The 23,016-nt window shown below is 64.2% G+C and carries 30 protein-coding genes, 1 tRNA gene and 1 pseudogene; 12 read left to right on the top strand and 20 right to left on the bottom strand.

What is annotated here, in order from left to right; translation table 11 throughout:
• The first annotated feature begins 483 nt into the window (after window positions 1–483).
• On the top strand, window positions 484–840 hold the full coding sequence (locus tag ACRB8A_RS14385; protein WP_432244923.1) for a DUF6953 family protein: 357 nt from the start codon (window positions 484–486) through the stop codon (window positions 838–840).
• Between the two features lie 56 nt (window positions 841–896).
• On the opposite strand, the gene ACRB8A_RS14380 is transcribed toward ACRB8A_RS14385, so the two are convergent.
• Window positions 897–1,064 carry a hypothetical protein gene (locus tag ACRB8A_RS14380; RefSeq protein ID WP_432244922.1) on the bottom strand — a complete coding sequence of 56 codons (168 nt, stop codon included), beginning with the start codon at window positions 1,062–1,064 and terminating at the stop codon, window positions 897–899.
• Between the two features lie 315 nt (window positions 1,065–1,379).
• Here ACRB8A_RS14380 and ACRB8A_RS14375 point away from each other — a divergent pair, with 315 nt between their 5' ends.
• Entirely contained in the window at window positions 1,380–1,823 is a 444-nt protein-coding gene (locus ACRB8A_RS14375) for a hypothetical protein (protein ID WP_432244921.1), read from the top strand.
• 32 nt (window positions 1,824–1,855) lie between these two features.
• On the opposite strand, the gene ACRB8A_RS14370 is transcribed toward ACRB8A_RS14375, so the two are convergent.
• The 10 genes from ACRB8A_RS14370 to ACRB8A_RS14325 form a co-directional block, all read right to left on the bottom strand.
• On the bottom strand, window positions 1,856–2,038 hold the full coding sequence (locus ACRB8A_RS14370) for a hypothetical protein (protein ID WP_432244920.1): 183 nt from the start codon (window positions 2,036–2,038) through the stop codon (window positions 1,856–1,858).
• A gap of 277 nt (window positions 2,039–2,315) precedes the next feature.
• On the bottom strand, window positions 2,316–2,660 hold the full coding sequence (locus ACRB8A_RS14365) for a terminase (protein ID WP_432244800.1): 345 nt from the start codon (window positions 2,658–2,660) through the stop codon (window positions 2,316–2,318).
• A 193-nt stretch (window positions 2,661–2,853) separates the two neighbouring features.
• The gene (locus tag ACRB8A_RS14360) at window positions 2,854–3,612 is read right to left on the bottom strand and encodes a hypothetical protein (RefSeq protein ID WP_432244919.1); all 759 of its coding nucleotides are present in this window, start codon (window positions 3,610–3,612) and stop codon (window positions 2,854–2,856) included.
• 22 nt (window positions 3,613–3,634) lie between these two features.
• The gene (locus ACRB8A_RS14355) at window positions 3,635–3,859 is read right to left on the bottom strand and encodes a hypothetical protein (RefSeq protein ID WP_432244918.1); all 225 of its coding nucleotides are present in this window, start codon (window positions 3,857–3,859) and stop codon (window positions 3,635–3,637) included.
• A 67-nt stretch (window positions 3,860–3,926) separates the two neighbouring features.
• A complete protein-coding gene (locus tag ACRB8A_RS14350) occupies window positions 3,927–4,685 on the bottom strand; it encodes a hypothetical protein (protein ID WP_432244917.1) in 759 nt (252 codons plus the stop codon).
• 2 nt (window positions 4,686–4,687) lie between these two features.
• Window positions 4,688–5,179 (bottom strand): hypothetical protein, encoded by a 492-nt coding sequence (locus ACRB8A_RS14345; protein WP_432244916.1) that lies wholly within the window; start codon window positions 5,177–5,179, stop codon window positions 4,688–4,690.
• 101 nt (window positions 5,180–5,280) lie between these two features.
• Window positions 5,281–6,276 (bottom strand): hypothetical protein, encoded by a 996-nt coding sequence (locus tag ACRB8A_RS14340; RefSeq protein ID WP_432244915.1) that lies wholly within the window; start codon window positions 6,274–6,276, stop codon window positions 5,281–5,283.
• A 279-nt stretch (window positions 6,277–6,555) separates the two neighbouring features.
• Window positions 6,556–7,035 carry a hypothetical protein gene (locus ACRB8A_RS14335; protein WP_432244914.1) on the bottom strand — a complete coding sequence of 160 codons (480 nt, stop codon included), beginning with the start codon at window positions 7,033–7,035 and terminating at the stop codon, window positions 6,556–6,558.
• A 12-nt stretch (window positions 7,036–7,047) separates the two neighbouring features.
• The gene (locus tag ACRB8A_RS14330; RefSeq protein ID WP_432246046.1) at window positions 7,048–7,206 is read right to left on the bottom strand and encodes a DUF6011 domain-containing protein; all 159 of its coding nucleotides are present in this window, start codon (window positions 7,204–7,206) and stop codon (window positions 7,048–7,050) included.
• Window positions 7,207–7,235: 29 nt separating this feature from the next.
• Window positions 7,236–7,436 (bottom strand): helix-turn-helix transcriptional regulator, encoded by a 201-nt coding sequence (locus tag ACRB8A_RS14325; RefSeq protein WP_432244913.1) that lies wholly within the window; start codon window positions 7,434–7,436, stop codon window positions 7,236–7,238.
• Between the two features lie 89 nt (window positions 7,437–7,525).
• Here ACRB8A_RS14325 and ACRB8A_RS14320 point away from each other — a divergent pair, with 89 nt between their 5' ends.
• Both ACRB8A_RS14320 and ACRB8A_RS14315 read left to right on the top strand, forming a co-directional pair.
• Window positions 7,526–8,221, top strand: a complete 696-nt coding sequence (locus ACRB8A_RS14320) for a hypothetical protein (protein WP_432244912.1) — start codon at window positions 7,526–7,528, stop codon at window positions 8,219–8,221.
• Between the two features lie 11 nt (window positions 8,222–8,232).
• Window positions 8,233–9,342, top strand: coding sequence for a tyrosine-type recombinase/integrase (locus ACRB8A_RS14315; RefSeq protein ID WP_432244911.1), 1,110 nt, complete (start codon window positions 8,233–8,235; stop codon window positions 9,340–9,342).
• Window positions 9,343–9,361: 19 nt separating this feature from the next.
• Here the strand turns inward: ACRB8A_RS14315 and ACRB8A_RS14310 are convergent, their stop codons facing one another.
• Complete coding sequence (locus ACRB8A_RS14310) at window positions 9,362–9,853, bottom strand: YajQ family cyclic di-GMP-binding protein (protein WP_050683646.1); 492 nt, start codon at window positions 9,851–9,853, stop codon at window positions 9,362–9,364.
• Between the two features lie 185 nt (window positions 9,854–10,038).
• On the opposite strand from ACRB8A_RS14310, the gene ACRB8A_RS14305 reads away from it, so the two are divergent.
• Entirely contained in the window at window positions 10,039–10,284 is a 246-nt protein-coding gene (locus ACRB8A_RS14305; RefSeq protein WP_050683645.1) for a hypothetical protein, read from the top strand.
• A 197-nt stretch (window positions 10,285–10,481) separates the two neighbouring features.
• Window positions 10,482–10,563 (top strand) — tRNA-Tyr (locus ACRB8A_RS14300).
• A gap of 168 nt (window positions 10,564–10,731) precedes the next feature.
• Here the strand turns inward: ACRB8A_RS14300 and ACRB8A_RS14295 are convergent.
• Together ACRB8A_RS14295 and ACRB8A_RS14290 are read right to left on the bottom strand one after the other, a co-directional pair.
• Window positions 10,732–11,772, bottom strand: coding sequence for a LysM peptidoglycan-binding domain-containing protein (locus ACRB8A_RS14295; RefSeq protein ID WP_432244910.1), 1,041 nt, complete (start codon window positions 11,770–11,772; stop codon window positions 10,732–10,734).
• A 342-nt stretch (window positions 11,773–12,114) separates the two neighbouring features.
• A complete protein-coding gene (locus ACRB8A_RS14290; RefSeq protein ID WP_056596878.1) occupies window positions 12,115–12,849 on the bottom strand; it encodes a potassium channel family protein in 735 nt (244 codons plus the stop codon).
• A gap of 68 nt (window positions 12,850–12,917) precedes the next feature.
• On the opposite strand from ACRB8A_RS14290, the gene ACRB8A_RS14285 reads away from it, so the two are divergent.
• Window positions 12,918–13,472, top strand: a complete 555-nt coding sequence (locus ACRB8A_RS14285; protein WP_432244909.1) for a thioesterase family protein — start codon at window positions 12,918–12,920, stop codon at window positions 13,470–13,472.
• Here the strand turns inward: ACRB8A_RS14285 and ACRB8A_RS14280 are convergent.
• A complete protein-coding gene (locus tag ACRB8A_RS14280; protein WP_050685361.1) occupies window positions 13,469–14,266 on the bottom strand; it encodes an ABC transporter permease subunit in 798 nt (265 codons plus the stop codon). The genes ACRB8A_RS14285 and ACRB8A_RS14280 overlap by 4 nt on opposite strands.
• Complete coding sequence (locus ACRB8A_RS14275; RefSeq protein ID WP_432244908.1) at window positions 14,263–15,195, bottom strand: ABC transporter ATP-binding protein; 933 nt, start codon at window positions 15,193–15,195, stop codon at window positions 14,263–14,265. The genes ACRB8A_RS14280 and ACRB8A_RS14275 overlap by 4 nt, the downstream gene beginning before the upstream one ends.
• Before the next feature lie 159 nt (window positions 15,196–15,354).
• Here ACRB8A_RS14275 and ACRB8A_RS14270 point away from each other — a divergent pair, with 159 nt between their 5' ends.
• Both ACRB8A_RS14270 and ACRB8A_RS14265 read left to right on the top strand, forming a co-directional pair.
• Window positions 15,355–15,789 (top strand): thioredoxin family protein, encoded by a 435-nt coding sequence (locus tag ACRB8A_RS14270; protein WP_050685359.1) that lies wholly within the window; start codon window positions 15,355–15,357, stop codon window positions 15,787–15,789.
• A gap of 189 nt (window positions 15,790–15,978) precedes the next feature.
• A pseudogene (locus ACRB8A_RS14265) lies at window positions 15,979–16,946 on the top strand (IS481 family transposase).
• Here the strand turns inward: ACRB8A_RS14265 and ACRB8A_RS14260 are convergent.
• The gene (locus ACRB8A_RS14260) at window positions 16,943–17,221 is read right to left on the bottom strand and encodes a putative quinol monooxygenase (RefSeq protein WP_050685367.1); all 279 of its coding nucleotides are present in this window, start codon (window positions 17,219–17,221) and stop codon (window positions 16,943–16,945) included. The pseudogene ACRB8A_RS14265 and the gene ACRB8A_RS14260 sit on opposite strands and share 4 nt — an antisense overlap.
• A 112-nt stretch (window positions 17,222–17,333) precedes the next feature.
• On the opposite strand from ACRB8A_RS14260, the gene ACRB8A_RS14255 reads away from it, so the two are divergent.
• Complete coding sequence (locus ACRB8A_RS14255) at window positions 17,334–19,010, top strand: AMP-binding protein (RefSeq protein WP_432244907.1); 1,677 nt, start codon at window positions 17,334–17,336, stop codon at window positions 19,008–19,010.
• A 30-nt stretch (window positions 19,011–19,040) separates the two neighbouring features.
• Here the strand turns inward: ACRB8A_RS14255 and ACRB8A_RS14250 are convergent, their stop codons facing one another.
• Window positions 19,041–20,024, bottom strand: a complete 984-nt coding sequence (locus tag ACRB8A_RS14250) for a DNA-3-methyladenine glycosylase family protein (protein WP_432244906.1) — start codon at window positions 20,022–20,024, stop codon at window positions 19,041–19,043.
• Between the two features lie 128 nt (window positions 20,025–20,152).
• The gene (locus tag ACRB8A_RS14245; RefSeq protein ID WP_285240615.1) at window positions 20,153–20,923 is read right to left on the bottom strand and encodes a helix-turn-helix transcriptional regulator; all 771 of its coding nucleotides are present in this window, start codon (window positions 20,921–20,923) and stop codon (window positions 20,153–20,155) included.
• 176 nt (window positions 20,924–21,099) lie between these two features.
• On the opposite strand from ACRB8A_RS14245, the gene ACRB8A_RS14240 reads away from it, so the two are divergent.
• Window positions 21,100–21,750 (top strand): hypothetical protein, encoded by a 651-nt coding sequence (locus tag ACRB8A_RS14240; RefSeq protein WP_285240616.1) that lies wholly within the window; start codon window positions 21,100–21,102, stop codon window positions 21,748–21,750.
• Between the two features lie 79 nt (window positions 21,751–21,829).
• On the opposite strand, the gene ACRB8A_RS14235 is transcribed toward ACRB8A_RS14240, so the two are convergent.
• Window positions 21,830–22,471 (bottom strand): CG0192-related protein, encoded by a 642-nt coding sequence (locus tag ACRB8A_RS14235; protein WP_285240617.1) that lies wholly within the window; start codon window positions 22,469–22,471, stop codon window positions 21,830–21,832.
• A 112-nt stretch (window positions 22,472–22,583) separates the two neighbouring features.
• Between ACRB8A_RS14235 and ACRB8A_RS14230 the strand changes: the two genes are divergently transcribed.
• The gene (locus tag ACRB8A_RS14230) at window positions 22,584–22,991 is read left to right on the top strand and encodes a VOC family protein (RefSeq protein ID WP_285240618.1); all 408 of its coding nucleotides are present in this window, start codon (window positions 22,584–22,586) and stop codon (window positions 22,989–22,991) included.
• Window positions 22,992–23,016: the final 25 nt, after the last annotated feature.

Here is a 23,016-nt window from a genome sequence, read left to right as displayed (position 1 = left end):
CTGAATTTTTTACCTGCTATCGTGCCGAGATGAGCAAGTACTTTTTGGGGGAGAGATAACAGTGGTCACTTACAAGCTGGCCGTCGAATTTCACATCGACTTGGATCCAATAACGTTGAGGGAAGCGGCCTTGGGAGTGCCCACAGTCCCGTCAGAGGGGAGGCCCGGCCTACCTCCGGAGATCATCATGCAACTCAGTGATGACCCTCGCATGGCCCTTGGACTGGTCTTGTCCAGGTCGCTTAGTGACCATATCGAATCGGCTTTGCCCGGATCGACGGCCGAGGTCACCGGGCTTGTAGCGGAGGCCGTGTGATGTCTCAGCAGTAGCGGGGGCGTGGACCTCATACCCAAGGGGTCACCACTAGTGACCCCTTCATTTGGCATGGCGGCGGCCCATTCTAAATGCGACCGTAGCCGGCTAATGGTATCGGTAGCACTGATGTCACCGATCCAGTGCTTTGGACAAGTTAGGATGCACAAATGACTGAGACATCGGGGACAGCAACTGTTGATGCTGCCGCAATTGCTAGGTGGCTTATACGGCAGATTGAAGATGCCGCTCCGGGCCACGCTCACCAGGGGCAGCTTGTCGCCAAGATCCGGAAAGAGTTCGGTGCGGAGTGGTCGTACAGAAATCCCAACGGTAACTGGGCTATTAGCAAGGAAGTGCTGAAAGAGTTCGCCGAGATGAAGTATCCCACCTTGCAATGGCACAGGGGATCTCAGTCCTGGCAGGTGGTCAGTGCTGACCAACTGGAGCGCATTCTTGCCAGGCAAGAGCAGAGCCGCACTCGTCAGAGGGCGCGGGCTGAGGCGAAGGCGGCGCGGCTCCAATAACGACGAAAAGGCCCCGGACCAGTTCAACGTCATGTCCGAGGCCTTTTCCTACGAAATCAGTCGAAGGGCTGGTCGTCTTTCAAGCGCAGGGCATTTAGCTCCTGACCGATGGCCATGAGGGCCTTGATTTCAACGATTTTGAGCTTCTGGTCAACGGTGAGGCTGTCTGCAGAGCCTCGCTGAATCTCTCCAAGCCCGTCTAGAGCCTCGTACCAAAGATTCATGATTACCCCCTGCTGTGGATGGATTGATGCACCTCAGCCTAACTGTCGTCCCGACCCGCGGGCGGGACGTGCCCGGCAAACTTCCAGCAACGAGAGATACCCTCACGCCATGGCTAATAAAACTCGCTTCGATAATATCTACTGCCCCGCATGCAAGAAGACCACTCTGCACAAGATTGAATATTCGGAGATCGTGCAAGCAGACGGGACCAAAGTGTCTTTTGACACGAGTACTGTCTGTCAGGCGCACTGAAACAGAGCCCCGGACCTCTTGTGAGGTCCGGGGTCGTCGGTGGGCCGCCCTATACTGTCCGGGTGGCCAAGACCCAGGACAAGAACTTTCAGTACAAAGCAGTATCTGCCGGCATCGCCCTCGGGTTGTGCATGATAGGCCGCTACCATGTGCCGAGCGCCAAGCTGCCCCTCGAATTTGCCTTCCAGCACGCTTGGCAACAGTGGAAGCACAAGGAACGTTTTCCTGCGGTCGGTAAGCTGTTCGCCCTCGGTGTGCCCACCGTGGATCCTTACATCGCTCTCGTAAGCGCCGATGAGCGCGTGAGGACGCCTTACGTGCCCTTTTACTGGGACGACGGAGAGCAGGGCGGCTACCAGGTTTACGGGAGGGAAGGTTCAGACTGGGATCCGGATCTGCCTGAAGACCTTCAGCTAGTAGCCGGCGGACTCGCGTCGGATCCAACCATTCCCGCCGCTGCTTGGGAGTCACTGGCACGGGACCTACTTGCAGAGCTTGACGCCTGAAAGTAGGTCCCGGCCGCACTTCCTCCTACCGGCTACTCGGTCAGTTTGCCCTTGCGCGGACCTACCGGGGCAATAGCGGCAAATGCCCGAGCGAGACTTTCGAGTCCCTCAACGCCGCGCCCGTTGGCGCTAGGAGCCGCCTTAGCGATTGCTTCCAGGAGTGCCGCCTTGGCATTAGTGGTCAGGTCTTCGATGGTCTTTGCTTCATCGGCCATAGTGGCTCCTTCGATAGTTACGGTCAGGGGCCTTTCCCCCGAGCCTAGATTAGGTGACGCACTTCGCTCCAAGGCTGGTCTGGGATGAGTTCGGCATGGCTCTGCAGGTCATTCGCGCCGCCCGGCATGTTCGTTGTGGCCCATGCCCTGCGAGCTTTGTCCCAGGCCTCCCAGCGCTGATAGTCGGATGTACCGGGCCATGCTGCGGGGTCGAAGTCATCAAGCCAGGGTGGACCGTCTCGGCCGTCCGCCGCCCGCGCTTCCCGCGGCCGGCGCCTCACTGAACCGCCGACAAGCCGCGGACACCTGAGCGCCGCTGTGGCGTCCGGGCAGCCTCCTGCTCTTCCTCCAATGGAATCCGTAGGGACGCCACAAGCTTGGCCAGCGTCACGCGCTGCTGACGCGCCTCCACAAGCGCAGGGTGAGCCCTGACGCCCTGCGGCGATACATTGGTCACGCCCTCATCCCTAACAATGGCCTGCAGCGCGTCCAAAGCGTCCACAGTCCGGGCAGCCTCCAGCAGGATGCTCAGCTCATGCTCGCCCAATTCGAAGTCATCAGTGACGGAACGCCACAGTTTCCTGCCTCCAGCCTTCAGCCCCGATGGGGTTTTATGCTCCATTTCAGTCCTTTCAACGTGGGACATTAGGGCCGGATTGCACTGATTCCAAGGGATCCGGCCCTACAGGTCGATTTATTCAGCTCCCCGGGGAGAGAAATCGCCTACACCCAGAGGGGCTACAGCGGGGTGCTTGGGGGGTCCTCCCCCTGGGGGTTAGCCGGACGATTGTGGCCGGCTAACCCCTTGGTTTGTCCTAGCCGCGGAAGGCCTTGAGCAGTGCCGCGCCATTCTTGCTGTGATGGGCTTCCCGCAGCGAATCGAAGGCAGCTTGTTCGTTGCGGATCATGGCTTGGAAGCGTTCGCTGACATGTTCGGGGCTGTCGGCCAGGGTCAGTGGCTCGCCCATGTGAACCGCTTCCCAGATAGTGGGGTTCAACCGTAGTTGGTCCCACATCTCGGCGTTGGGGTTCATGAAGGCGAATGGCTTTCCTCGTTCGACGCCGTAGCTGGCCTTCCCGAGCGCGAGCCAGAGGTCTGCCCACGCTTTGAGGATCGCTTCAAGCTTCCTGATTCCGTGGATAACGTTTCCGGCGGCGAGCGAAGCTTCCCGGCTGCTACTTCGAGGATCGATGGCGGCGGGGTCGTCTACCTGCTTGATCGGTGCGGCATCTTCCACGAGCTGTTCTGCAGTCTCTTTGAATGCCTTTTGCAGACGCCCGAGGATGAGATCTTTGTTGGAATTGAGCTCTGCGGCGCGGCGTGCAAGTTCAATCTGCACGTGTCCCTGCTCCAGTGTTCCGAGTGATTGGACGTAGTGCTTGGAAGCGATGGCAATAACAGCGGGGTCTTGATAGGGATCATCGTGCTTGCTCGCGATCACAGCCTCGATAAGTTCTTCGGCGCTGACCTTGGTCGGCCTGGGAAACGGCCGGGTCGGGGTGAGTTCTGGCGGCGTGACGCCGGCTGCTTTGAGTGAGGCGATGACAAGGTTGGTGAGTTGTGCATTAATCATGGTTCTGTCCTTCGTGATTCGGTTAGTTGTGGGTGGCGGCGCGGTGGGCGGCTATCGCGTCGGCTATCTCGTTAGCCAGGCGGAGCGCGTCGGCAAGGGGTAGGACGCTTTGGATCTGACGGGCCTTGAAGACAACTACGGCCGCGGTGTGCTCGCCGTTGTCCGTGGTCATGAGCGCGGGTTTTGCATTGATGGTGACGCCCTGCTTGATGTTGATTCCGTAGTGTTCGGCTTTGGACGTGAACATCAGTGGTTCTCCTTGGATGGGATGTTGGGGCGCGGCGCGGGTGGGCGGGGATCTTGGTGACTGCGGCTCATGCGGTGCTCCTGGAGACGTTGCCGCTGCTGTCGATGTGGAGGTTGGCTGGTTGGGTCGTAGTTGGCAGGCCGGTTATCTGGAGGCCTCCCTGTACCGTCACAGCGCCAACCAATTTGATGGCCGCGGCCTGAATACCCGCGAGGGCGTTGCGAACGTAGACGAAGGCGTTACCAGCCGGGCCAGTGAGCTGCGGGCCGTCCGTGGTGCCTGACAGGTAGCCGCCGTTTGTGAACTGGACACTGCCGCCCAACAGGCCGGGGTCCACGGTCATGCCGCCGGCCTTGATTTTTCCGTTGCCGGTCACGTTCAGGTCGCCGGCCAGGGTTGAGGTTCCCTTGATGTTGAGTGGACCGTTTACGGTGAGGTCTCCTGTGGCGGTGGTGTTGCCGTCCAGAGTGGTTGGGCCGTTGACGTCGAGTTTTCCGTTGGTGGTCAGGTCGCCGTTGACAGTGGTATTTCCGCCTACCGTCGTGGGACCGTTTAGCTTGGTCGTTCCAGTGACGGTGAGGGGGCCGCTGACGCCGATGATGCCGGTCAGGTTCACTGTCCCGTCAGCGTTCAAGATGCCGGTAATGGTGGCGGATCCGGTGACGTTTAGCCCACCGTTTTCGATGGTGATCATGCCGCCGGAGTGGACGCTGAGCCCGCCGCGGCCGATAGCCATGTGGTTCTGATTCGTTGCGAACTCCAACGCCCGAAGACGCCGGAGAATATCGGGGAACTCGGACTCCGTGAGGTTGTGTATCTGACCCATGCTTAGGCTCCTTCCAAGGCCGTCATGGCCGTAATCCTGCTGAACGGGCTCAGGCTGAGGTAGACGGCGCGGATCAGGGCCACGGCATCTTTTTCGCGGAGTGTGTAAACGAATCCGACACCTTCAGGCGCCTTCATGTGAGGTGTCAGTATGTAGACCGATTCATCTGCGGGGTTCGCGCCGGCTGCGATCATCACGGCTACGTTCGGGCCGAATCCCACTGCGTAACGTTCCTTCGACAGACGAAGGTCTTGGATGGGGTCTGAGTTCTCGGTCATTTTTTGCTCGCTTCCGTGTGGATGGCCTGTGGGTGTTGTCTCGTATGCGGCTTTGAAGACTTTGATGGTGGCCTCGGCCAGGAGTGCCCGGTTCATCCATGCGCGCGAGTCTTGGTGGGCTTCCTGGGCCTTGTCGCGGAATTTGTCGCACAGTTCGATGTACTGGGCTTTGGAGAGCTTCATAGCTGCCACTGAGGGCTGCTGTTGGGTTGTCAATGAGTGCCGCCTTGTCGTGAGTGTGTCCGACCGTGCCCCGACCGTGTCCGGGGAACGGTGAGTGTGTGTGCCCCCGTTCCGTTCTTTAGACGGGGGCACACTCACACTGCTTTCAGGGCAGTGAGTGTGTCCCCAGCCGAGTAGGGGTGGATTAGGTGATGAAGGTGAGCGTTCCTGGATCCCTGCTCGACCCTGATATGTCCCAGGTGAACCAGTTCCTTGATCGCCTTCTCGATGGTTTCCCGCTTGCCCCTGACGCAGGCGTTGATGCTTCGAAATGAGAGAGCCTTTCCTGATTCTTGGAGAGCTTTGGAAATCTGTTCCATGAGCTCCGTTGGCTGCCAGTTATCCGTACTTCCTTCGGCCGAGCCCCGGGGCGCTTCGAGGCGATAGAGGATCTTGTCCGGCACTGTGGAATCGAACACTGCGACTGCGATTTCCTGGGTCCGGTCTGACTTCCGCCAATTGCCTGCGTTGGGCCTGACCTGTCCCGGGCGATCCTTACCGACGCGCAGGGCGATACGTCCGATCATTCCGACGCCGCCGGGCTCCACCACCTCAAGGCCATAGGCTGCGCCCGTAAGGTACGAGAGCTTGGCTTGTGCCCCGATGGCGAACCGTCCGCGGCCTTCCTCGCTCTTGGTGACGTGATCGATGAGGAAAACGCAGGCCCCGGTGTGGTCGGCTATCCGCCTGGGGATTTCCCGCCCCCACCGGGTTACTTCGTCGTTGTCGATACTCTTGACGCCGAATATCGCGAACGCTTCCGTGACGCCGTCGATGATGGCGAGCCCGTAAGTGCGCTGCAGCAGGCCGTGGAAGGCGATGCGTTCCTGCTCCGTGCCGGCCGGGTGCAACTGTGGCCGGACGTAGTGGAAGTAATCCTTTATCTGCTCCGGGCGGGCCCCGAGCATCATCATCCTGTTGATGACTGCGCCCTGGTCTGATTCGCAGTCGATGTACAGGACATCGATGCCTTCGTTGACGCACCTTGCCGACTCGGCCTGCGCAACCATTGATTTCATTGATTCCGATTCGCCGTTGAGTGCGTGCACGAGTGCGGGGTACCCGAGGCAGACGCCGTCCTCGCGCTCCATGTACGTCGGCTGTGGAGCCCTGTGGGTTCCGTCCAAAACGCTGGTCAGATCAATGGGCGCCCAAGTTGCACGGTCCCGGCTTACTGCGGGTTCCGGTTCGCCGCCGGCGGCCCTTTCCTTCCAATACGCTTCGGGTGGTTGTGCGTAGTCCTCAGTCACTTGCTGCCTCCAGTTCGCGCAGGTAGGCCGGATCATGGACTGAGAGGTACGCCCAGATTTCGGAATGCTGATATTGGGCCACGCTTATGAATTGCCCGCCCCAACATGGGCACCGTTTAGTCATGCGGGGGCTTGCGTGCCTTCCAGTGCGGCTGTCGCACTCGCATGGCTGTCTCTCATGTGGGCTATGTACGAGCCCATGGAGATTAGTCCGTAGGCATATTCGCTGACTTCTTCCGCCGTCATGGGGTCGTCGTCCTTGGTCCAGAACGCCACGGAAAAGTCCCCCGTGTGAGCCGTGTACTCCGCGATGATGGTCCACCGGGTGGACTCGATGCGCTTGCCCTCGTAAAGGTCGTCGTGCCCATCGAGTGGGGTGAATCCGTGTGGGACCAATGCGGGCCGGGCAGGCACCTGGGTAGTGGGTGGCGCGGCGGGTTCTTCTGTCCTCAGAATGAAGTCGTTATGTTCTTCGTTCCACCAGTTCTCCCCGAGCGCATCTCCGAGAAGGTCCATGACCTCGGGCAGATCCATGTCGAGTTTTCCGGCAACGTCTTCGAGTTCTCGTACCGTCGTGGGAGGGGTGATAGTGTGCTGCATGGAAGCTCCTACTTAGTGGTTGGTGTTTTCCTGGACCGTGACGATCTCGCCAAAGACTCCGTCGCGGTCTTTCTTTTTCTGCTGACCTCTGCATTTTGGGCCGATCCCTGTTGCCAAGGACTCTTTGCTGAACATCGGTGCCCCGCATATCCGGCACCGGGCAACCAGCATGAGTTCTGCGCTCACTGGCACCGGCGCCGTCATTTGATGGCTTCGGCTTCAAAAGCAGCATTGACCCAGTCGATAACGTCTTGCTCGCGCCACAAGAGACGCCCGGCCAGCCGGGCGGCCTGAGGCCCAGTTTTCTGATGCCGCATCCACCTAACTTGCGCTGGCGATTTGCGAAGCATCTCGGCGACCTCATCTAGGGTCAGCAACCTCATGGCTTTGACGGATGTCATTGTTTCTCCTCTTCGTGATGCGTTATTTAACGTCGCACAAGGAGCCTAACTGATTGGTGAGGTGTTTGCAAGTGTCGTGCGGTGTATCGATGGATGATACTGTGGGCGGCATGCCTCGACACGATATTCAGCTCCCCGAACCATGGCTTCACGTCGAATTTGTTGGTAACGATGAGTTTGAAAATTTGGAGCGCCTCGCGGGAGCCAAGATCGAGGACAAGGAACTGGACAACGACGCCGATAGGCACCGGGATGAACATGGGTCCCGACCGAAGTCGCGCCGGGCGTGGCTATATAGCGGCGCGAAGTGGGCCAGAATTCGAAACACCACGAGCGGGCGGGAAGTCCTTCTGAGACTGCAAACCCTTGGGGAGAACGAGCCCATGAACGTCAGTGCGGTGATCATGCCGTTTACGGCACGCAGCATTGAACTCAGTGGTGCCGACCTGCGGTCGCTCCCGCTCGCCGCGATTGCAGGGGCGTATACCTTCAGTGAGCAATCCGGTTCCGCGAATCTGCGCACTTTTCTCGAGGTGTCAGGTGAGGCATCTGACGGAGTAAACCCCTTGGTTGCGCTGCCGCCGGCTTCCAAGAGTGATCACTTCTCAGCGTTGGTGGCGCGACAATATCAGTACCTCATGAGAGAGGATCCACAGGCTTATGTCGCAGGGGCAATGAGTGAGATCAACGGAAAGCCTCTGGCTACCGTCCAGCGGTGGATAACGCAGGCACGCAAGGCAGGATTTCTACCACCGGTTAGGACCGGCAGGCGACTAAAAGGCTAGGGGGCTACACCGTGGCAAGTATTCAGAAGAGGCCTGACGGCCGCTGGCGGGCCCGTTACCGGGATGGCGTAGGCAAGGAGCACGCTAGGCACTTCGCCCGGAAGATCGACGCGCAGCAGTGGATCAACGAGGTAACGGCTTCGGTCGTAACTGGCAGGTACGTGGATCCCAAGGCTGGGAAAATCACGTTCGCTCAGTGGTTCGAGCAATGGGCAGCTGTCCAGGTTTGGGCAACTGGAACGAAACTCAAAGCCGAACAGGCTCTAGCGGCTGCTACGTTCAAGGAGTTTCAGATTCGGGCAATTCTGCCGTCTCACATTCAGGCGTGGGTGAAGGGGTTGTCTGCCCGGTTGGCGCCGGCCACCGTGAAGGTTTACTACAACCTGGTTAGTTCTGCCTTCCGCGCCGCCGTCACCGACAAGGTGATCGCAGAGAACCCTTGTGCGGGTGCGAAGCTGCCCCGGGAAAGGCGCCGCGAGGCCGCTATGACCGTACCTGCGCCCGAACAGGTCAAATCCGCTCTGCAGGTCGCCCCGGAATGGTTCGCTCCTTACATCGCCGTCTGCGCCTTTGCTGGGCTGCGCCTCGGTGAGGCGGCCGGCCTGCAATTGGCAGACGTGGACTTCCTTCGCCGCACGATCAATGTCTCCAGACAGATCCAGGGCAACACGAAAGCCGCGGCCGAAGTCGTCCCGCCGAAGCATGGCTCGGAGAGGGTTGTTTACGTCGCTGAAGAGCTCGTGCAAATCCTTGCCCGTCATGTCGAAACTGTAGGCGTCTTCGGCAAAGAGCAATGGCTGTTCGGCACTGGTGGAACGTACTTCAACCGCAACTCTGCCGCTGATCGTTGGCGCCAGGTCCGTGAAGCAGCCGACATTGGCGAATTCACGTTGCACGACCTCCGGCACTTTTTCGTGTCAGGGCTCATTGCTGACGGGTGCGATGTGGTGACCGTCCAGCGGGCGGTTGGTCACGCAACACCCTCGATCACGTTGAACACCTACAGCCACCTGTGGCCGACCGCCGAAGACAAAACGAGGACCGCAGGATCAAGGCTGATCGCTACGGTCCTCGCGGATTCTGCGGACTCTGTGCGGACTAAGGAAGCAACTTCCCTGTAATCACACGGCCAGATCGGGCCTAGCTGCGGAAGTTCACAAACTGCAGGTCGGCCTCGTCGAAGTCCTTCAGCAACGCCATAACGGCCTGGAGGTCGTCGCGGGATTTGGAGGAAACGCGGAGCTCGTCGCCCTGGATCTGGGACTTGACGCCCTTGGGGCCTTCGTCGCGGATCTTTTTGTTGATTTTTTTGGCCAGGTCCTGCTCGATGCCTTCCTTGATGGAGGCTTCCAGACGGAATTCCTTTCCGGAGGGGAATGGCTCTCCGGTGTCCAGGGACTTCAGTGAGATGCCGCGGCGGATGAGCTTGGACTGCAGGACATCCAGGACTGCCAGGACGCGTTCCTCGGAGTTGGCCTTCATCAGGATCTTCTCACCGCTGAAATCCACCTCCGCGCCGACGCCCTTGAAGTCGTAGCGCTGCACCAGTTCCTTCTGCGCCTGGTTCAGCGCGTTGGCCACTTCCTGCTTGTCCACTTTGCTTACGACGTCGAACGTTGACTCGCCTGCCATGACTCTCCTTTTGATGGTTGTCACCCTGCGCACAGGGCACGGAACTCTGCCAGCAAGCCTAGTACGGATGGTCCTGCCGAGGGGGGGTGGGCTTTTCACAGTTCCCTCACAGCGGACGCAGGGCGGGAACGAAGCCGGCGCGGACAGAGTTGGACTCATTGGGAAGTTTGCTCGAAGGGAACACCATGCACCGCAAGGCCGTCGCCTATGTCACCCGCACCACTTCGGCTGCCGTAGGCGCAGCCGCAACCTCAGTGGCTGCCGCCGCTATTGCCGCGTCCGTCATTTTCACCCCGGTGGCGGATGCCTCCGCCCGCATGAGCGGTGTGAGCGATGACCTGCTGCGGGCCGTCCAGTTGAACCAGATCACCGAGGAACAGGCCGTCAAGTTCGAGGCCCGGCTCGCCGGCCGGATCCTGGGCGGAGCCTGACCCGCGCTACCCTGGGTCGCCGGGCGGTGGATCGCTTGCCGTTTTTCCCGCCGTTCCGCGGGTTTTCTGCCCGCGCCGCGCCCGATTCGATTCTTCGGCGGAAGTTCTGTAAAGTTGTCTTGCCCGCGGTTACTGGGAGCGGAACGGTTCACGCCGGTCCACAAGCTGCAGCCGGGGGTGATCTTCTTTTGAAGTTCGGCAGATTACCCGAGCGGCCAAAGGGGGCTGACTGTAAATCAGCTGGCAACGCCTACGGGGGTTCGAATCCCTCATCTGCCACATTTTGAAGAAAAACACCCCGGTCTTCGGACCGGGGTGTTTTTCTTTGCCCTGATTACCATGGGCTTTTTCCTGCAGATATGGCCAAGGACCGGACGGGACAGGTCCTGGCCTTGTCCGCAGATCCCACCCAGGCCGGGTCCGGATCCGCGGACAAGCTGGGATGCTTCAGTTCAGCGCAATCAGCAGCATCTGGCTGGTTCCCGGGATGCAGGTCTGCAGGATGGCCCGGGGGAAGCCGCCGAAGACGTTGACCACATCGTTGGTGGTGCCTGGATTCGGTACCTGCCCGCGCCCGGTCACCGTGTACGTGCCGTAGCCGGGAATGCTCACGGTTTCTCCTACGCCGATGCCGGAGAACCGGCCCCAGCCGCCGCAGAAGTCATGTTCGGTGATGAACAGCGAGTAGCCGTCATTCGGGGTGAAGTGGATGGGGCCGATGCAGGCATCCACCATTGACTGCCCGCCGGCGCCGGCCACGTAGATGGTCCGCACAGCGGGAGCGGGTGCGGGTGCCGGAGCCGGGGCGGCCGCGGGTGCAGGGGCGGAAACGGCGGCGGTGAATTGCGCCGCTGGGGGAGCGCCCGGGGCCTGGATAACCACCGGAGCCTCCGGGACCGGCAAGGCGGGGCCGGTGAGGAGCAGTGTCTGGCCTGGAACGATGAGGCTGTAGGCGGCAAGGCCGTTGGCCGCGAGCATGGCATTCATGTCCACGCCGTGGCCGGCGGCAATCGCACCGACCGTGTCGCCGGGCCGGACGGTGTACAGGTTGGGGTCGCCCGCAGGAGCGGGTGCCGCCTCCGCTGGTGCCGGTTCCGCAGCCACTGGTTCAACCGGCGCAGCTTCCGCAGCCACTGGTTCAACCGGCGCCGGAATTTCGGCCGCCGGCGCGTCAGCGGCGGGAACGTCGACTGCGGGTCCCGCCGGGTCCGTCCCCGGACCCGGGCCGGTGTCGTTCGTCCCGGTACCGGCCGCCGCATCAGCGGCCGGCACGTCGGAAACGGGAGCCGCCGCCGTCGTGCGTTCCGGGAACCACGTGGGGGCGTTGAGGGCCCCAACGCCCACCACCGCCACCACGGCGGCGGTGGCGACGCCGGCCCATAATTTCCGGTGACCGGCAGGTTTACGGGAAATCAGGTCGGTCCGGGGTTCGTCGGTGACGAAGCTCCGGCTTTCGGCGTCGGGGACGGCGGGGTTTGGCTGGTTCATGTGGTGTGTCCATCCGGGTCCAGTCCTGCACGGCACCGCGGACGCGGGGCAGCCAAAACGGAGAATCATGTGATGCGCCGCCGGGCGCCGGCGCACGCCGGATACCAGATGGTGCGGGATGGAGCATCCGCAACCCAGAAAAATACGGAGGCCCTGCAGGGAGGCGGGACCGCGGGGAGCCAACCCGGGGGACCCGCCAGCGCGTCAATCGGTCCTAGGAATCCCGAGTCTAGGAACCGGGCGCGGGGGCCAGCACCAGTAGGAATTACCCGACTTTCGGCGGGGACTACTGGTGTTGGCTACTCAGGCGGCGGCGTTCCACTACCTGACCTGCGGACTTTGCTACGGCGTGGGGTCATCCCGCAGGCCGGCAATTTCGCGGCGGAGCAGGGCGATCTGGGCCGTCAGGTCGGCAACCTCGGCCCGCAGCGGCTCCTCAACGGCGTTGGCGGCGGTTTCCGCGGTGTCCTCCACACGCTGCACCAGCCAGGACGCGATCGATGCGGTGACCACGCCCAGCACGGCGATGCCGCTCATCATCAGCGCGGCGGCCACCATCCTGCCGATGGGGGTGACCGGGTACAGGTCGCCGTAGCCCACCGTGGTGATGGTGGTGATGGCCCACCACAGCGCGTCGCCAAACGTCACGATCTTGGCGTCCGGCGCGGACTGCTCAACGTCCAGCACGGCGAGCGAGCCCACAAAAACCAGCAGGGCGGCGGAGCCTGCCACATACGTGACCACCCGGCCGCGGAGGGTTTCACCCACGGTCCGGTGCAGGACGGACAGCAGCGTCACCAGGCGGAGCAGGCGCAGGGGGCGGAAGAACGGCAGCGCCACAATGATCAGCTCGTGCAGGTTGCGGAAGAACCAGCGGCGGCGGTCCGGCGCGAGCCGGAGGTTGGCGGCGTAGTCCAGGGCGAAGACGACCCAGGTGGCCCACATAAGGGCCTCGAGCCAGGCGGCGCCACTGCCTTCGACGCGCCCGATCACCTGCCATGCGTACGCTGCCAGGAACACCAGGGCCGTCGCCATCAGCGGCCACTCCGCCAGGTCCCGGTAGCGTTGTTGCGTCATGCAGGAATCCTACGCGGCGCTGCGCGCAACAACGGGCACGCGATGTTACCGGCGGGTAGCATTGTGGCATGCACCTGCTTCTGAGGACCCTGCTCCTGCTGCTCCGTTCCACCCGACGGCCGCCGCTCACCGTGTGGGACGCCGCCTCGCTGAACCTCCGGGTCCTGCCCACGGACATCGACATTGCGCTGCACGTCAACAACGGCATGTACCTGTCGCTGATGGACCTGGGCCGGTTCGACCTGATGGTCCGCAGCCGGGTGTGGAAGCGGATGCGCCGCCGCGGCTGGGGCCCGGTGGTGGCCAGCGAAACCATCACCTTCCGCCGCTCCCTGCAGCTGTGGCAGCGGTACAGCATCGAAACCCGCATCATCGGACTGGACGCCAAGGCCATCTACTTCGAACAGCGGATGGTGGCCGACGGCGAAATTTACGCCAGTGCCTACATCGCCACCCGGCTGGTCACCAGGGGCGGCCCCGTCAGCCAGGAAGAGATCCTGAAGGAATTCGGCGAACCTCCCGCAGACCTGGTCCTCCCCGAATGGATTCCCGCATGGCGGGCCGCCAGCGCACTGCCAGGGGCCCGCACCCCGGCCCCGCACGCCTGGGCAGGCCGGGACTAAGCGCCCACGTCGCGGCGGTCCAGCGCGACGGCGGCCAGTGCCACCAGGGCAGCGGAAAGGCCCCACAGCAGGCCGGCAGCACCCCAGTCCGCGCCGTTGGTGACCGGCGAGTTCCCGTAGGCCCAGTGGTACGGGCTCAGGGTCAGCAGCCACTCCACGTCCGGTGACTGACGGCCCACGGCATTAAAGACATAGCCCAGCACCCCCACGGCGGCACCTGCGGCCAGGCCGTAGGTCCGGCGCCCCGACACGGCGCCCGCGCACAGGGCTGCCGTCCCGCTCAGCAACGCCAGCCCGGCGAACAGGACCGCCGCCCCGGCCACGTTGCCGGCGTCGATCCCCAGCTGGGCCGGCCCGTTCAGCCCCAGCACCAGCAGCAGGACCAGGACGGCCAGCAGCACGACGCGCAGCAGCAGCGCCAGGGCCCGTTCCAGGACCACCTGGATCCGCCGGACGCCGTGGGCCAGGGTGAGTTCCAGCTGGCCGGACTCCTCATCCCCGCCCACGGCCGCCGCGCCCCAGCCCACGGACGCGATGGTCATCAGGAGGAAACCGAGCAGGCCGAACAAGGTGGCCTGCGTATACCCGGGACCGGTGGCAATCTGGTCGTAGTTGAGGGCCTTTGTCATTTCGGCGGGAAGCGCGTTGATCATGTCCTGCATCTGGGCGCTGCCGCCGATGGAGGGGTACAGCGGCAGGTACAGCAGCGCCGCCCCCGTCAGGCCTGCCGCCCAGGCCAGGGTGGAACGCCATGAATCGAAGAAGGCGCGGCGGAACAGGGGGAGCGTTGTCACCGCGGCTCCTCCTGTCCGCCTTCGTAGAGTTTCAGCACGGCTTCCTCCAGGTCCGGTTCCCCGATCACCAGGTCCGTCAGCTGAAGCTGCCCCAGCGTCCGGACCAGCGGCTGGATGGCACCCTCCAGGACGGCGGCGAGCGTCACCCCGCCGTCCGACTCCAGCACCTGCACCTGCCCGACCCCGGGCACTCCCGCCAGCAGCGCCACGGCGTCGTCCGCTGTAAGGCCCGACGCCGTGCTGGCGGTGAGCCGGATCCGTCGGATTGCCCCCGCCTGGAGGCCGCCCACGGATTCCACCGCGATGATGCGCCCGTCCCGCAGGATGCCCACGGTGTCCGCCGTCTGCTGGATTTCGCTGAGCACATGGGAGCTGAGGAAGATGGTCTGGCCGCGGTGCCGGGCCTCCCGGACCATGCCGTGGAACTCCTGCTGCACCAGCGGGTCCAGGCCGCTGGTGGGCTCGTCGAGGATCAGCAGCTCCGGCTGGTGCATAAAAGCCTGCACCAGGCCGAGCTTCTGCTTGTTGCCCTTGGAGAGCTTGCGGGTGTGCCGGTCGAGGTCAAGGCCCAGGCGTTCCGCGAGCGCATCGATCCGGCCCGGCGGGACCGGCCCGCTGATGGCCTGGTAATGCGCCAGCAGTTTCCGGCCCGTGACCCGGCCCTCCAGGAACAGTTCACCGGGCAGGTAGCCGACGCGGCGCCGGAGCCCAGGACCGCCCGTCCTCGGGTCCACCCCCAGTACCCGGACTTGGCCGCTGCTGGGCCGGATGATATCGAGCAGGCAGCGCATGGTGGTGGTTTTGCCCGCGCCGTTGGGCCCGATCACGCCGAAAACTGACCCGGCAGCCACCGAGAAGTCCACACCGTGCAGGACCTCCCGGCGGCCGAAACTCTTGGTCAGGGACTGCGCCGAAACTGCCACGGACATGGGCCCTCCTGGGTGCGCTCAACTGCGCTGCTGACCCCAAGGGTAGGCGCCGGAAGTGCTTGTGTATACGGTGGTGGGCACGTTATTCCCGATCACGCGGGGAGCGAACAACAGGGGGCCCGCCGCGACGCGCACGCCCATCGCGCGTACCGTAGTTCCATGGCTACCCTTGACATCACCGGAGAACAGTTCGCATCCACCATTGAGGGCAACGACATTGTCCTGGTCGATTTCTGGGCCGAATGGTGCGGCCCGTGCAAGCAGTTCGGCCCCACGTACTCGTCCGTCTCGGAGAAGCACCCGGATGTCCTCTTCACCAAGGTGGATACCGAGGCTGAGCAGCAGCTCGCCGCCGAGGCCGGCATCTCCTCCATCCCCACCCTGATGGCGTTCCGCGAAAAGGTGCTGGTCTTCTCCCAGCCCGGTGCCCTGAACGCCCAGCAGCTGGAACAGGTGGTGGACGCGGTGAAGGCCCTGGACATGGACGAGGTGCACGCCCACGTGGCGCGCTCGCAGGCCGAGGCCGAGGCCGGCAACCAGGCCGGCACCACCCAGTCGGGCCCCCAGGACGGATCGCAGATCCCGGGCGCCTAAGCCGCCAGCATTGACAAAGCCTCCCCCTCCACCGGAATCCGGTGGGTGGGGGAGGCTTTTTTGCTGACTGTGGGCTGGCTAGATGTATTGACCACGGACGTTAGGAACATCGGCGTGGTGTGATGACAAAAAGAAGACCTCCGAGTGGAGTGGGGCTTGTCTAGAGTCCAGTTCACAAGGAGGTCTTCAATGTCCCATGCTAACGCGATCCTCACGCCCAGGGGCAGGCTCCGGCTGGCCCGGTGCGTCGTGGATGAGGGGTGGCCGTTGCGCCGGGCGGCTGAGCGGTTCCAGGTCTCGGTCACGACCGCGTCGCGGTGGGCGGTCGCTACCGGGAACACGGCGAGGCGGGTATGCACGATGCCTCAAGCAGGCCCCGGACCTCTCCATGGAGGACCTGTCCGCGGCGGGAGCGGCGGATCATCGCGATCCGGGTGAACCGGCGGTGGGGCCCGGCGCGGATCGGCTATTTATTGGGGATCCACCCGTCCACTGTCCACCGGGTCCTCTCCCGGTACGGGCTGGCTAGGCTGTCCTGGTTGGACTGTTCCACGGGCAGGGTAATCCGCCGCTACGAGCACGATAGCCCCGGGGACCTGATCCACGTCGACATCAAGAAACTCGGGCGCATTCCGGACGGCGGCGGTCACCGGAGCCTGGCCAGAGCCGCCGGCTGGCGAAACAAGAGCGGCACCGCGCCGAACCGGCGGCCGGGCTACGCGTTCTTGCACAACGCCGTTGATGACCACTCCCGGCTGGCCTACACCGAGATCCTGACCGATGAGAAGAAAGAAACCGCAGCCGGGTTCTGGGAACGCGCCAACGCCTACTTCCAATCCTGCGGAATCACCGTCAAACGGGTGTTGACCGACAACGGCTCCTGCTACCGTTCCTACGCCTTCAAAGACGCCCTGGGACCGGACATCAAGCACAAGCGAACCCGCCCGTACAGGCCCCAGACCAACGGCAAAGTCGAGCGTTACAACCGCACCATGCTCGATGAATGGGCCTACGCAAAACGCTACGCATCAGAGAGCGCCCGTGTTGCCGCTTTCACCGACTGGCTCCACCACTACAATCATCACCGAGGCCACACCTCACTCAAAGGTCAGCCACCAGCCAGCCGCGTCACTAACCTCTCAGGTCAATACAGCTAGATGCGTTCCACCTTGGCGGGTTCGGCCAGTAATGCGCTGAGGGACTCATTGAGGTCCTGGACCGCAATGCCCTTGGAGTGCTTCGCCAGGTCCTCCTCGGAAGCCCACTGCTCCGTCAGGACCAGCTTCTCCTCCGTGGCTTCGGTGAGTTCGTACCGGATGCAGCCCGGTTCGGTCACCACCTCGTCAATGGCGATTTCCAGGGCCAGCTTCACGCGGAAGAACTCGCCCTCGTTGGGGATGAACGTTGCCTGCAGGTCGATCGGTGCACTCATGCTGCCCACATTACCGGCCGCGGCAGCTGGCCGTGTTCTGTTGCGCCGCGTAGCGCCTTGCGAAACGGGCCGGATGCTTTCAAAGCCGCAGGCCTGTTGGTAGCGTGCCATCATGCGCGCTTATACAGCCGGGGACACTGACGTTCCGCTGCTTGAGGAAACCATCGGCCAGCAGTTCGAGGGCGTGGTGGCCAGGTTTCCCTATCACGACGCGCTGATTGAGGCCGCGCCGGTGCCGGGCGCGGACGCCCGCCGCTGGAGCTACGCCAAAATGAATGACGACGTCGACCGGCTGGCGCGTGCGCTCCTCGCCCTGGGCATCGCCAGAGGGGACCGGGTGGGGATCTGGAGCCCCAACTGTGCCGAGTGGACGCTGCTGCAGTATGCCACCGCCAAAGCCGGGGCCATCCTGGTGAACGTCAACCCCGCGTACCGCAGCCACGAACTGGAGTTTGCGGTCCGGCAGAATGGGATGCGGCTGCTGGTGACCGCACCCTCGGACCGGACCAGCGACTTTGTGGCCATGGCCCGGCAGGCGCTGGCCGGCTGCCCGGACCTTGAGCAGCTGGTTTTCCTGCCCGCCCCCGGCGGCGACGGACCTGATTCGGTGGCCCCGCTCAGCGACGCGGAACTGACCTACGCCGAACTGCTCAAGCGCGCGGACGCCGTCGGGCATTCCGCCTTGAAAGCCAGAATGGCGGAGCTGGACCCGCACGATCCCATCAACCTGCAATACACCTCAGGTACCACGGGCTTCCCCAAAGGGGCCACGCTCACGCACCACAACATCCTCAACAACGGCTACGCCATCGGGGAGTTGCTGGGCTACACCGAGCACGACAGGGTGGTGATCCCGGTGCCGTTCTACCACTGCTTCGGCATGGTGATAGGCAACTTGAACGCGCTCAGCCACGGTGCTGCCACGATCATTCCCGGCCGCGGATTCTCACCGGCGGCGGCGCTCGAGGCAGTGCAGGACTTCGGCGGGACGTCCCTGTACGGGGTCCCCACCATGTTCATCGCCGAACTGGCCCTGCCCGACTTCGCCTCCTACGACCTGTCCACCCTGCGCACCGGGGTCATGGCAGGGTCAGTGTGCCCCATCGAGGTGATGAACCGGGTGATCACCGACATGAACATGGTGGACGTGGCCATTTGCTACGGCATGACTGAAACGTCGCCGGTGTCCACCATGACGCGGCACGGCGACACGCTGCAGCACCGCACCGAAACCGTGGGCCGGACCATGCCGCACCTGGAGAACCGCATCACCGACCCCGTCACCGGGGCAGACCTGGACCGCGGCGGGATCGGCGAGCTGTGCACGCGAGGCTACTCCGTGATGTCCGGGTACTGGGGCCTGCCCAGGGAAACCGCCGAAGCCATCGACGCCGACGGCTGGATGCACACCGGCGACCTGGCCCGGATGGATGCCGAGGGGTACGTGGCCATCGAGGGCCGGATCAAGGACATGGTGATCCGGGGCGGCGAGAACGTGTATCCCCGCGAAATCGAGGATTTCCTTTTCACCCATCCCTCGGTGCAGGACGTCCAGGTGATCGGCGTCCCGGACCCGCGCTACGGCGAAGAGCTGATGGCGTGCATCATCCTCAAGCCCGGCGCCGCGCCCCTCGACGAAGCCGGGGTGACCGAATTTTGCCGCGGCCACCTGGCCCACTACAAGATCCCTCGGTACGTCGATGTCCGGGACAGTTTCCCCATGACAGTCTCCGGGAAGGTCCGCAAGGTCCAGATGCGGGAGGAGGCGGCCTCCCGGCTGGGCCTGTAGCTACGCCAGGTGCCGGCTGATGGACCGGTATCAGTGCTCCCGGTGGTCCTGGATGGTCATCCGCGGACCGAACGTGGGCTTCCGGTAGCCGGTGCTCTTGATCATCCGGACCACCCGTTGCCGGTGCCCCCGCCACGGTTCGAGCAGCCGGATCATGCCGTCGTCGTCCGTCCGGTGGCCGGTGAAGGCCGCGCCCACGTAGGCGGCCAGGTGATAGTCGCCCACCGCGATGGAGTCAGGGCAGCCGTGTGTCCGCTGCACCACTTCCGCGGCGGTCCACACCCCGATCCCGGGGATGGTCTGCATCTTCAGGCCGGCCTCCGCTGCGGGCAGCGCGGCGAGGCGCTCCAGCGCGGCGGCCGACCGCAGCGCCCGCATCACGGTGGCGGACCGCTGCGGGCCCACTCCCGCCCGGTGCCATTCCCAGCTCGGGACCTGCAGCCACTGCGCGGCGGTGGGTGCCACGGTCAGTCCCGGGGGCGTGGCTGCGCCGGCCTGCGGGGCGGGTGAGCCGAAGCGGTGCATCAGGTAGCGGTAGGCGCGCCGGGCCTCAATGACAGTGACTTTCTGCTCCAGGATGATGGGCACCAGTTGGTCCACCATCCGCCCGCTGGCAGGCAGCCGGAGGGACAGGTTGCGGCGCCGCGCCTCCCGGACCATGTCCGGCAGCGTCGCGGAAAAGCCGGGCTCGTCAAAACCGGACCAGTCGTCGTCCACGCCCAGCAGCCGCGGAACCGTGGCCAGGGCAGCTGCCGCCCCCGGACCCCAGGCCTGGACGTCCACCAGGGGTTCCGTCGCGGTGCCACCGGCCGGGCTGAACCGGAGCGTCGCAGGGCCTTCCGTGGTGGTGAAGGCGTTCCAGATGTCGTTGCCCTGGCTGCTGAAGGAGGGGTCGCTGGCACCCCTGAGCAGCGGTCCGAGCGTCCGGGCAAGGCTGTACGGGCCGCCCGGATACCAGTGCAGGGCTGCGTCCGCCGCGGCCGCGAGCCGGGGGGAAGCCTCTGCGATGGTCATGTCTTCCATGGTCCCACGCCCCGCCGACACCGCCCTGCGCCCCCTCCCAACTAGGTCGCAGTTGTTGTCGTTTTGAGGGCTCATAACGACAACAACTGCGACCTAGTTGGGCCGGGAGGGGCGGCGGGTCAGTGCTTCGGCGGGTCCTGCGGCACTGGGGGTTGGATGGCCGCCGGGGGCATGAGCCGCGTGCGCGGCCGCAAGGCACCCCGGAGGAGGGCCGTCGTGATGAGGCTGGCCCGGTTGCGGACGTTCCAGGTGCGCATCGCGCGGCCCAGATGCCACTTGACCGCGTGCGGGCTGTACGCGGTGGCCTGGGCGATTTCCTCGTTCGAGCGGCCCTGCGCAGCCAGCAGCACCATGTCGAGGTCGGCGTCGTCCAGATGTCCCGGCACCGCGACGAGGTCCGGGACGTGCACTTCAGTGTCCGCACCGGCAGGAACGCCGGCTGCCGGCTCCGACGATCCTGCGGTGGACGCGGCGGTGGACGCGGCACGGGACGGTGCGCTGGACCAGGCGTGGGCCCAGCAGGCGCCCAGTTCCGTGGCCACCACTGACGCCCGCCCCAGGATCGACGCCAGCTCGGCGCTGGTGAGCCGCGAATGATGCGGTTGCAGGAACGCGGCAAACACCCGTAGGGCAGGAATTCCGCCATGAAGGACAGTGTGCAGCGGCACGCGGCCGGCCAGGATTCCCTCCGCCGAGGTCCGCACTGCCGCCACGCTGCGCGGGGCGAGCGGCTCCCCGGTGTCCAGGCAGTGGAGCACATCAGGCAGGATCACGGGGACGATCTCCCGGTAGCGTTCCGCCAGCCATTGTCCGCTCGGGGATGGCTCAAAATTCTGCGGGTGCAGGAGTGAGGATTCCAGTTCACTGCAGTGTTCGACCAGGAAGCCCATCGCTGCGTTGCCTGCCTTCAGTTAGTCCGTCCCCCGGCACGAGTCTAGGGCGGGGCCGGGATGTTAGCCATCCGGCTAACCCTTCACCGCAGCCGTTGCCGGACCAACCCGAGGCGGGGAAGAGTGGTGGCAGTGCCAGAGGGTACGCAGGAATGACTAATGGGGAGTTGAAGAGCATGTCCAATCGAATGAAGAAGATCGGCTCACGAACCGGAATCATCACCGCAGCGGCGCTGCTGGGCGTCGGGTTCCTCGGACCCGTTTCGCCGGCCCAGGCCGAGGATCGGCCGCCGACCATTGAGGAGCTGCAGGGCGACTGCGACGGAACTGCCTACCTCCCGGACGGTCACACCACGGGCAACACCATGGCCCTGGACGGTTGCACGTTCGAAGAGGAAAGCAGCAACACCTTCCTTGACTGGAAGGCCGTGGGCGAGACTGTCACCAACTGCACCTCCGACAGGGGAGTGATTGACCAGGCTCTCACAGGCAGCGAATCGTGGTCATCAGGCGGTTCGATCGGCGGCACCGCCAGCGCGGTCAAGAGCTTCTTCACCGGCGGGCTGTCCGGCGAATACAACTGGAGCCATACCGTCACCGAATCAAACGCCTCCACCATCCACATCGAGCCGGGCCGCAAGGCCACGCTGACCGCTGGTGCCGAGATCCACGAGAAGAAGGGCCGGATCCGGGTCAACTACTCATCCCAGCTGGCCGGGCACTACATCTGGTACATCAACGATGTCACCATCAGCACCCCCACCGGCTACACCGAAAGGGGCCAGGACAACAAGGACTGCAGCGAAACCCTGCTCAACGGGCGCTGAGCACCCAAAAAGCCCCTGCGGCGGACCAGGACGGTCCGCCGGCAGGGGCTTTTGTGCCGGGCCTGGCCGGTGCAAAACGTCAGCTGGGGCCGGTGAGTGACGCGGTGGCCAGCAACGCGGCAGCGGGACCGCCGGCCCAGGCGCCGGTGAGGGCTGCGCCGAGATGCGTGCCGTCGTCGTCCGCCAGGGACCGGACCACGGCGATGCTGAGGCCACCCGAGCGGATGGTGGTCACCCCGCCAACGGTATGCGCGGTGACGGACTGGACGGCCGGGACGGCTGTCCCCAGGGTTCCGGTGCTGGTGAGCGTGATGGTGGCCGGCAGCGGGATCCGTTCTTCGCCGCGGTGCTCCACCTGGTTGGCCTGCGGGTCCCCGGCCAGCACGGCGCCGGCAAGGGCTGCCGCATAGAGGGGATCCCCGGTGGCGTCGTACACCCAGCGCGTACCCAGCACCGAGTGCAGAGTGGTGCCCAGCAGGAAATCTTCCGCACCTGCCAGCGGTTCGTTCCGGTACGCCAGCGGCACCTGGTACGTGTGCGCACCGGAGCGGATCAGCAGCGTCTCCATCCCCACCTGCCCGGCAGGATCGTCAAAGCGGAAGGATGCCACCCGCTCCAGTGCCAGCGGCTCCGTGCCGGTGAACCAGTCCTGCTGCGGCAGCCACGCCGCCATCATGTCCAGCTTGGACGGGGTAATGGTCGCTTCGTAAATGATTGACATGGGCCAAGCCTAAAGGCGTCGCCTGCCCCTTATCCTGGCGCCGTGCCGGGACTAGACTCCTTGCTGTGGCGCGGAACCGCCGCGCTGGACACACGGAGGGCCAGGTCAGGCGATGGGCGCAGTGGTGCATTTCGAAATTCCGGCGGACGACGGCGAGCGCGCCAGGGCGTTCTACGAACAGGCGCTCGGCTGGAGGATCGATCCGGTTCCCGGGATGGACTACAGCGCAATGGTCACCACGCCCATGGACGAAAAAACGGGCCAGCCCACCGTCCCCGGTGCCATCAACGGCGGCATGATGACCCGGGCCCAGGACCTCCAGCACCCCGTCATCACCGTGGACGTCCCGGACATCGACGCCACCCTCCACAGCGTGGAAGCCGCGGGCGGCTCCGTGGTGCGGGTCAAGGAAACCATCCCCGGAATGGGTGCCTTCGCGTACTTCCGCGACACGGAGGGTAACGTCATGGGCCTCTGGGAGAACCTGCCGGCGGAAGAGTCCGGGCCCGCGGACGGATAGGGCCGTCACAAAGCGGTAGTTTGGT

Origin of the sequence: Arthrobacter sp. G.S.26 (assembly GCF_050847375.1) — a bacterium.
Lineage (GTDB): Bacteria > Actinomycetota > Actinomycetes > Actinomycetales > Micrococcaceae > Arthrobacter.
Note: the sequence above shows the minus strand (reverse complement) of the source record. Positions and strands in the feature narration are given on the sequence as shown.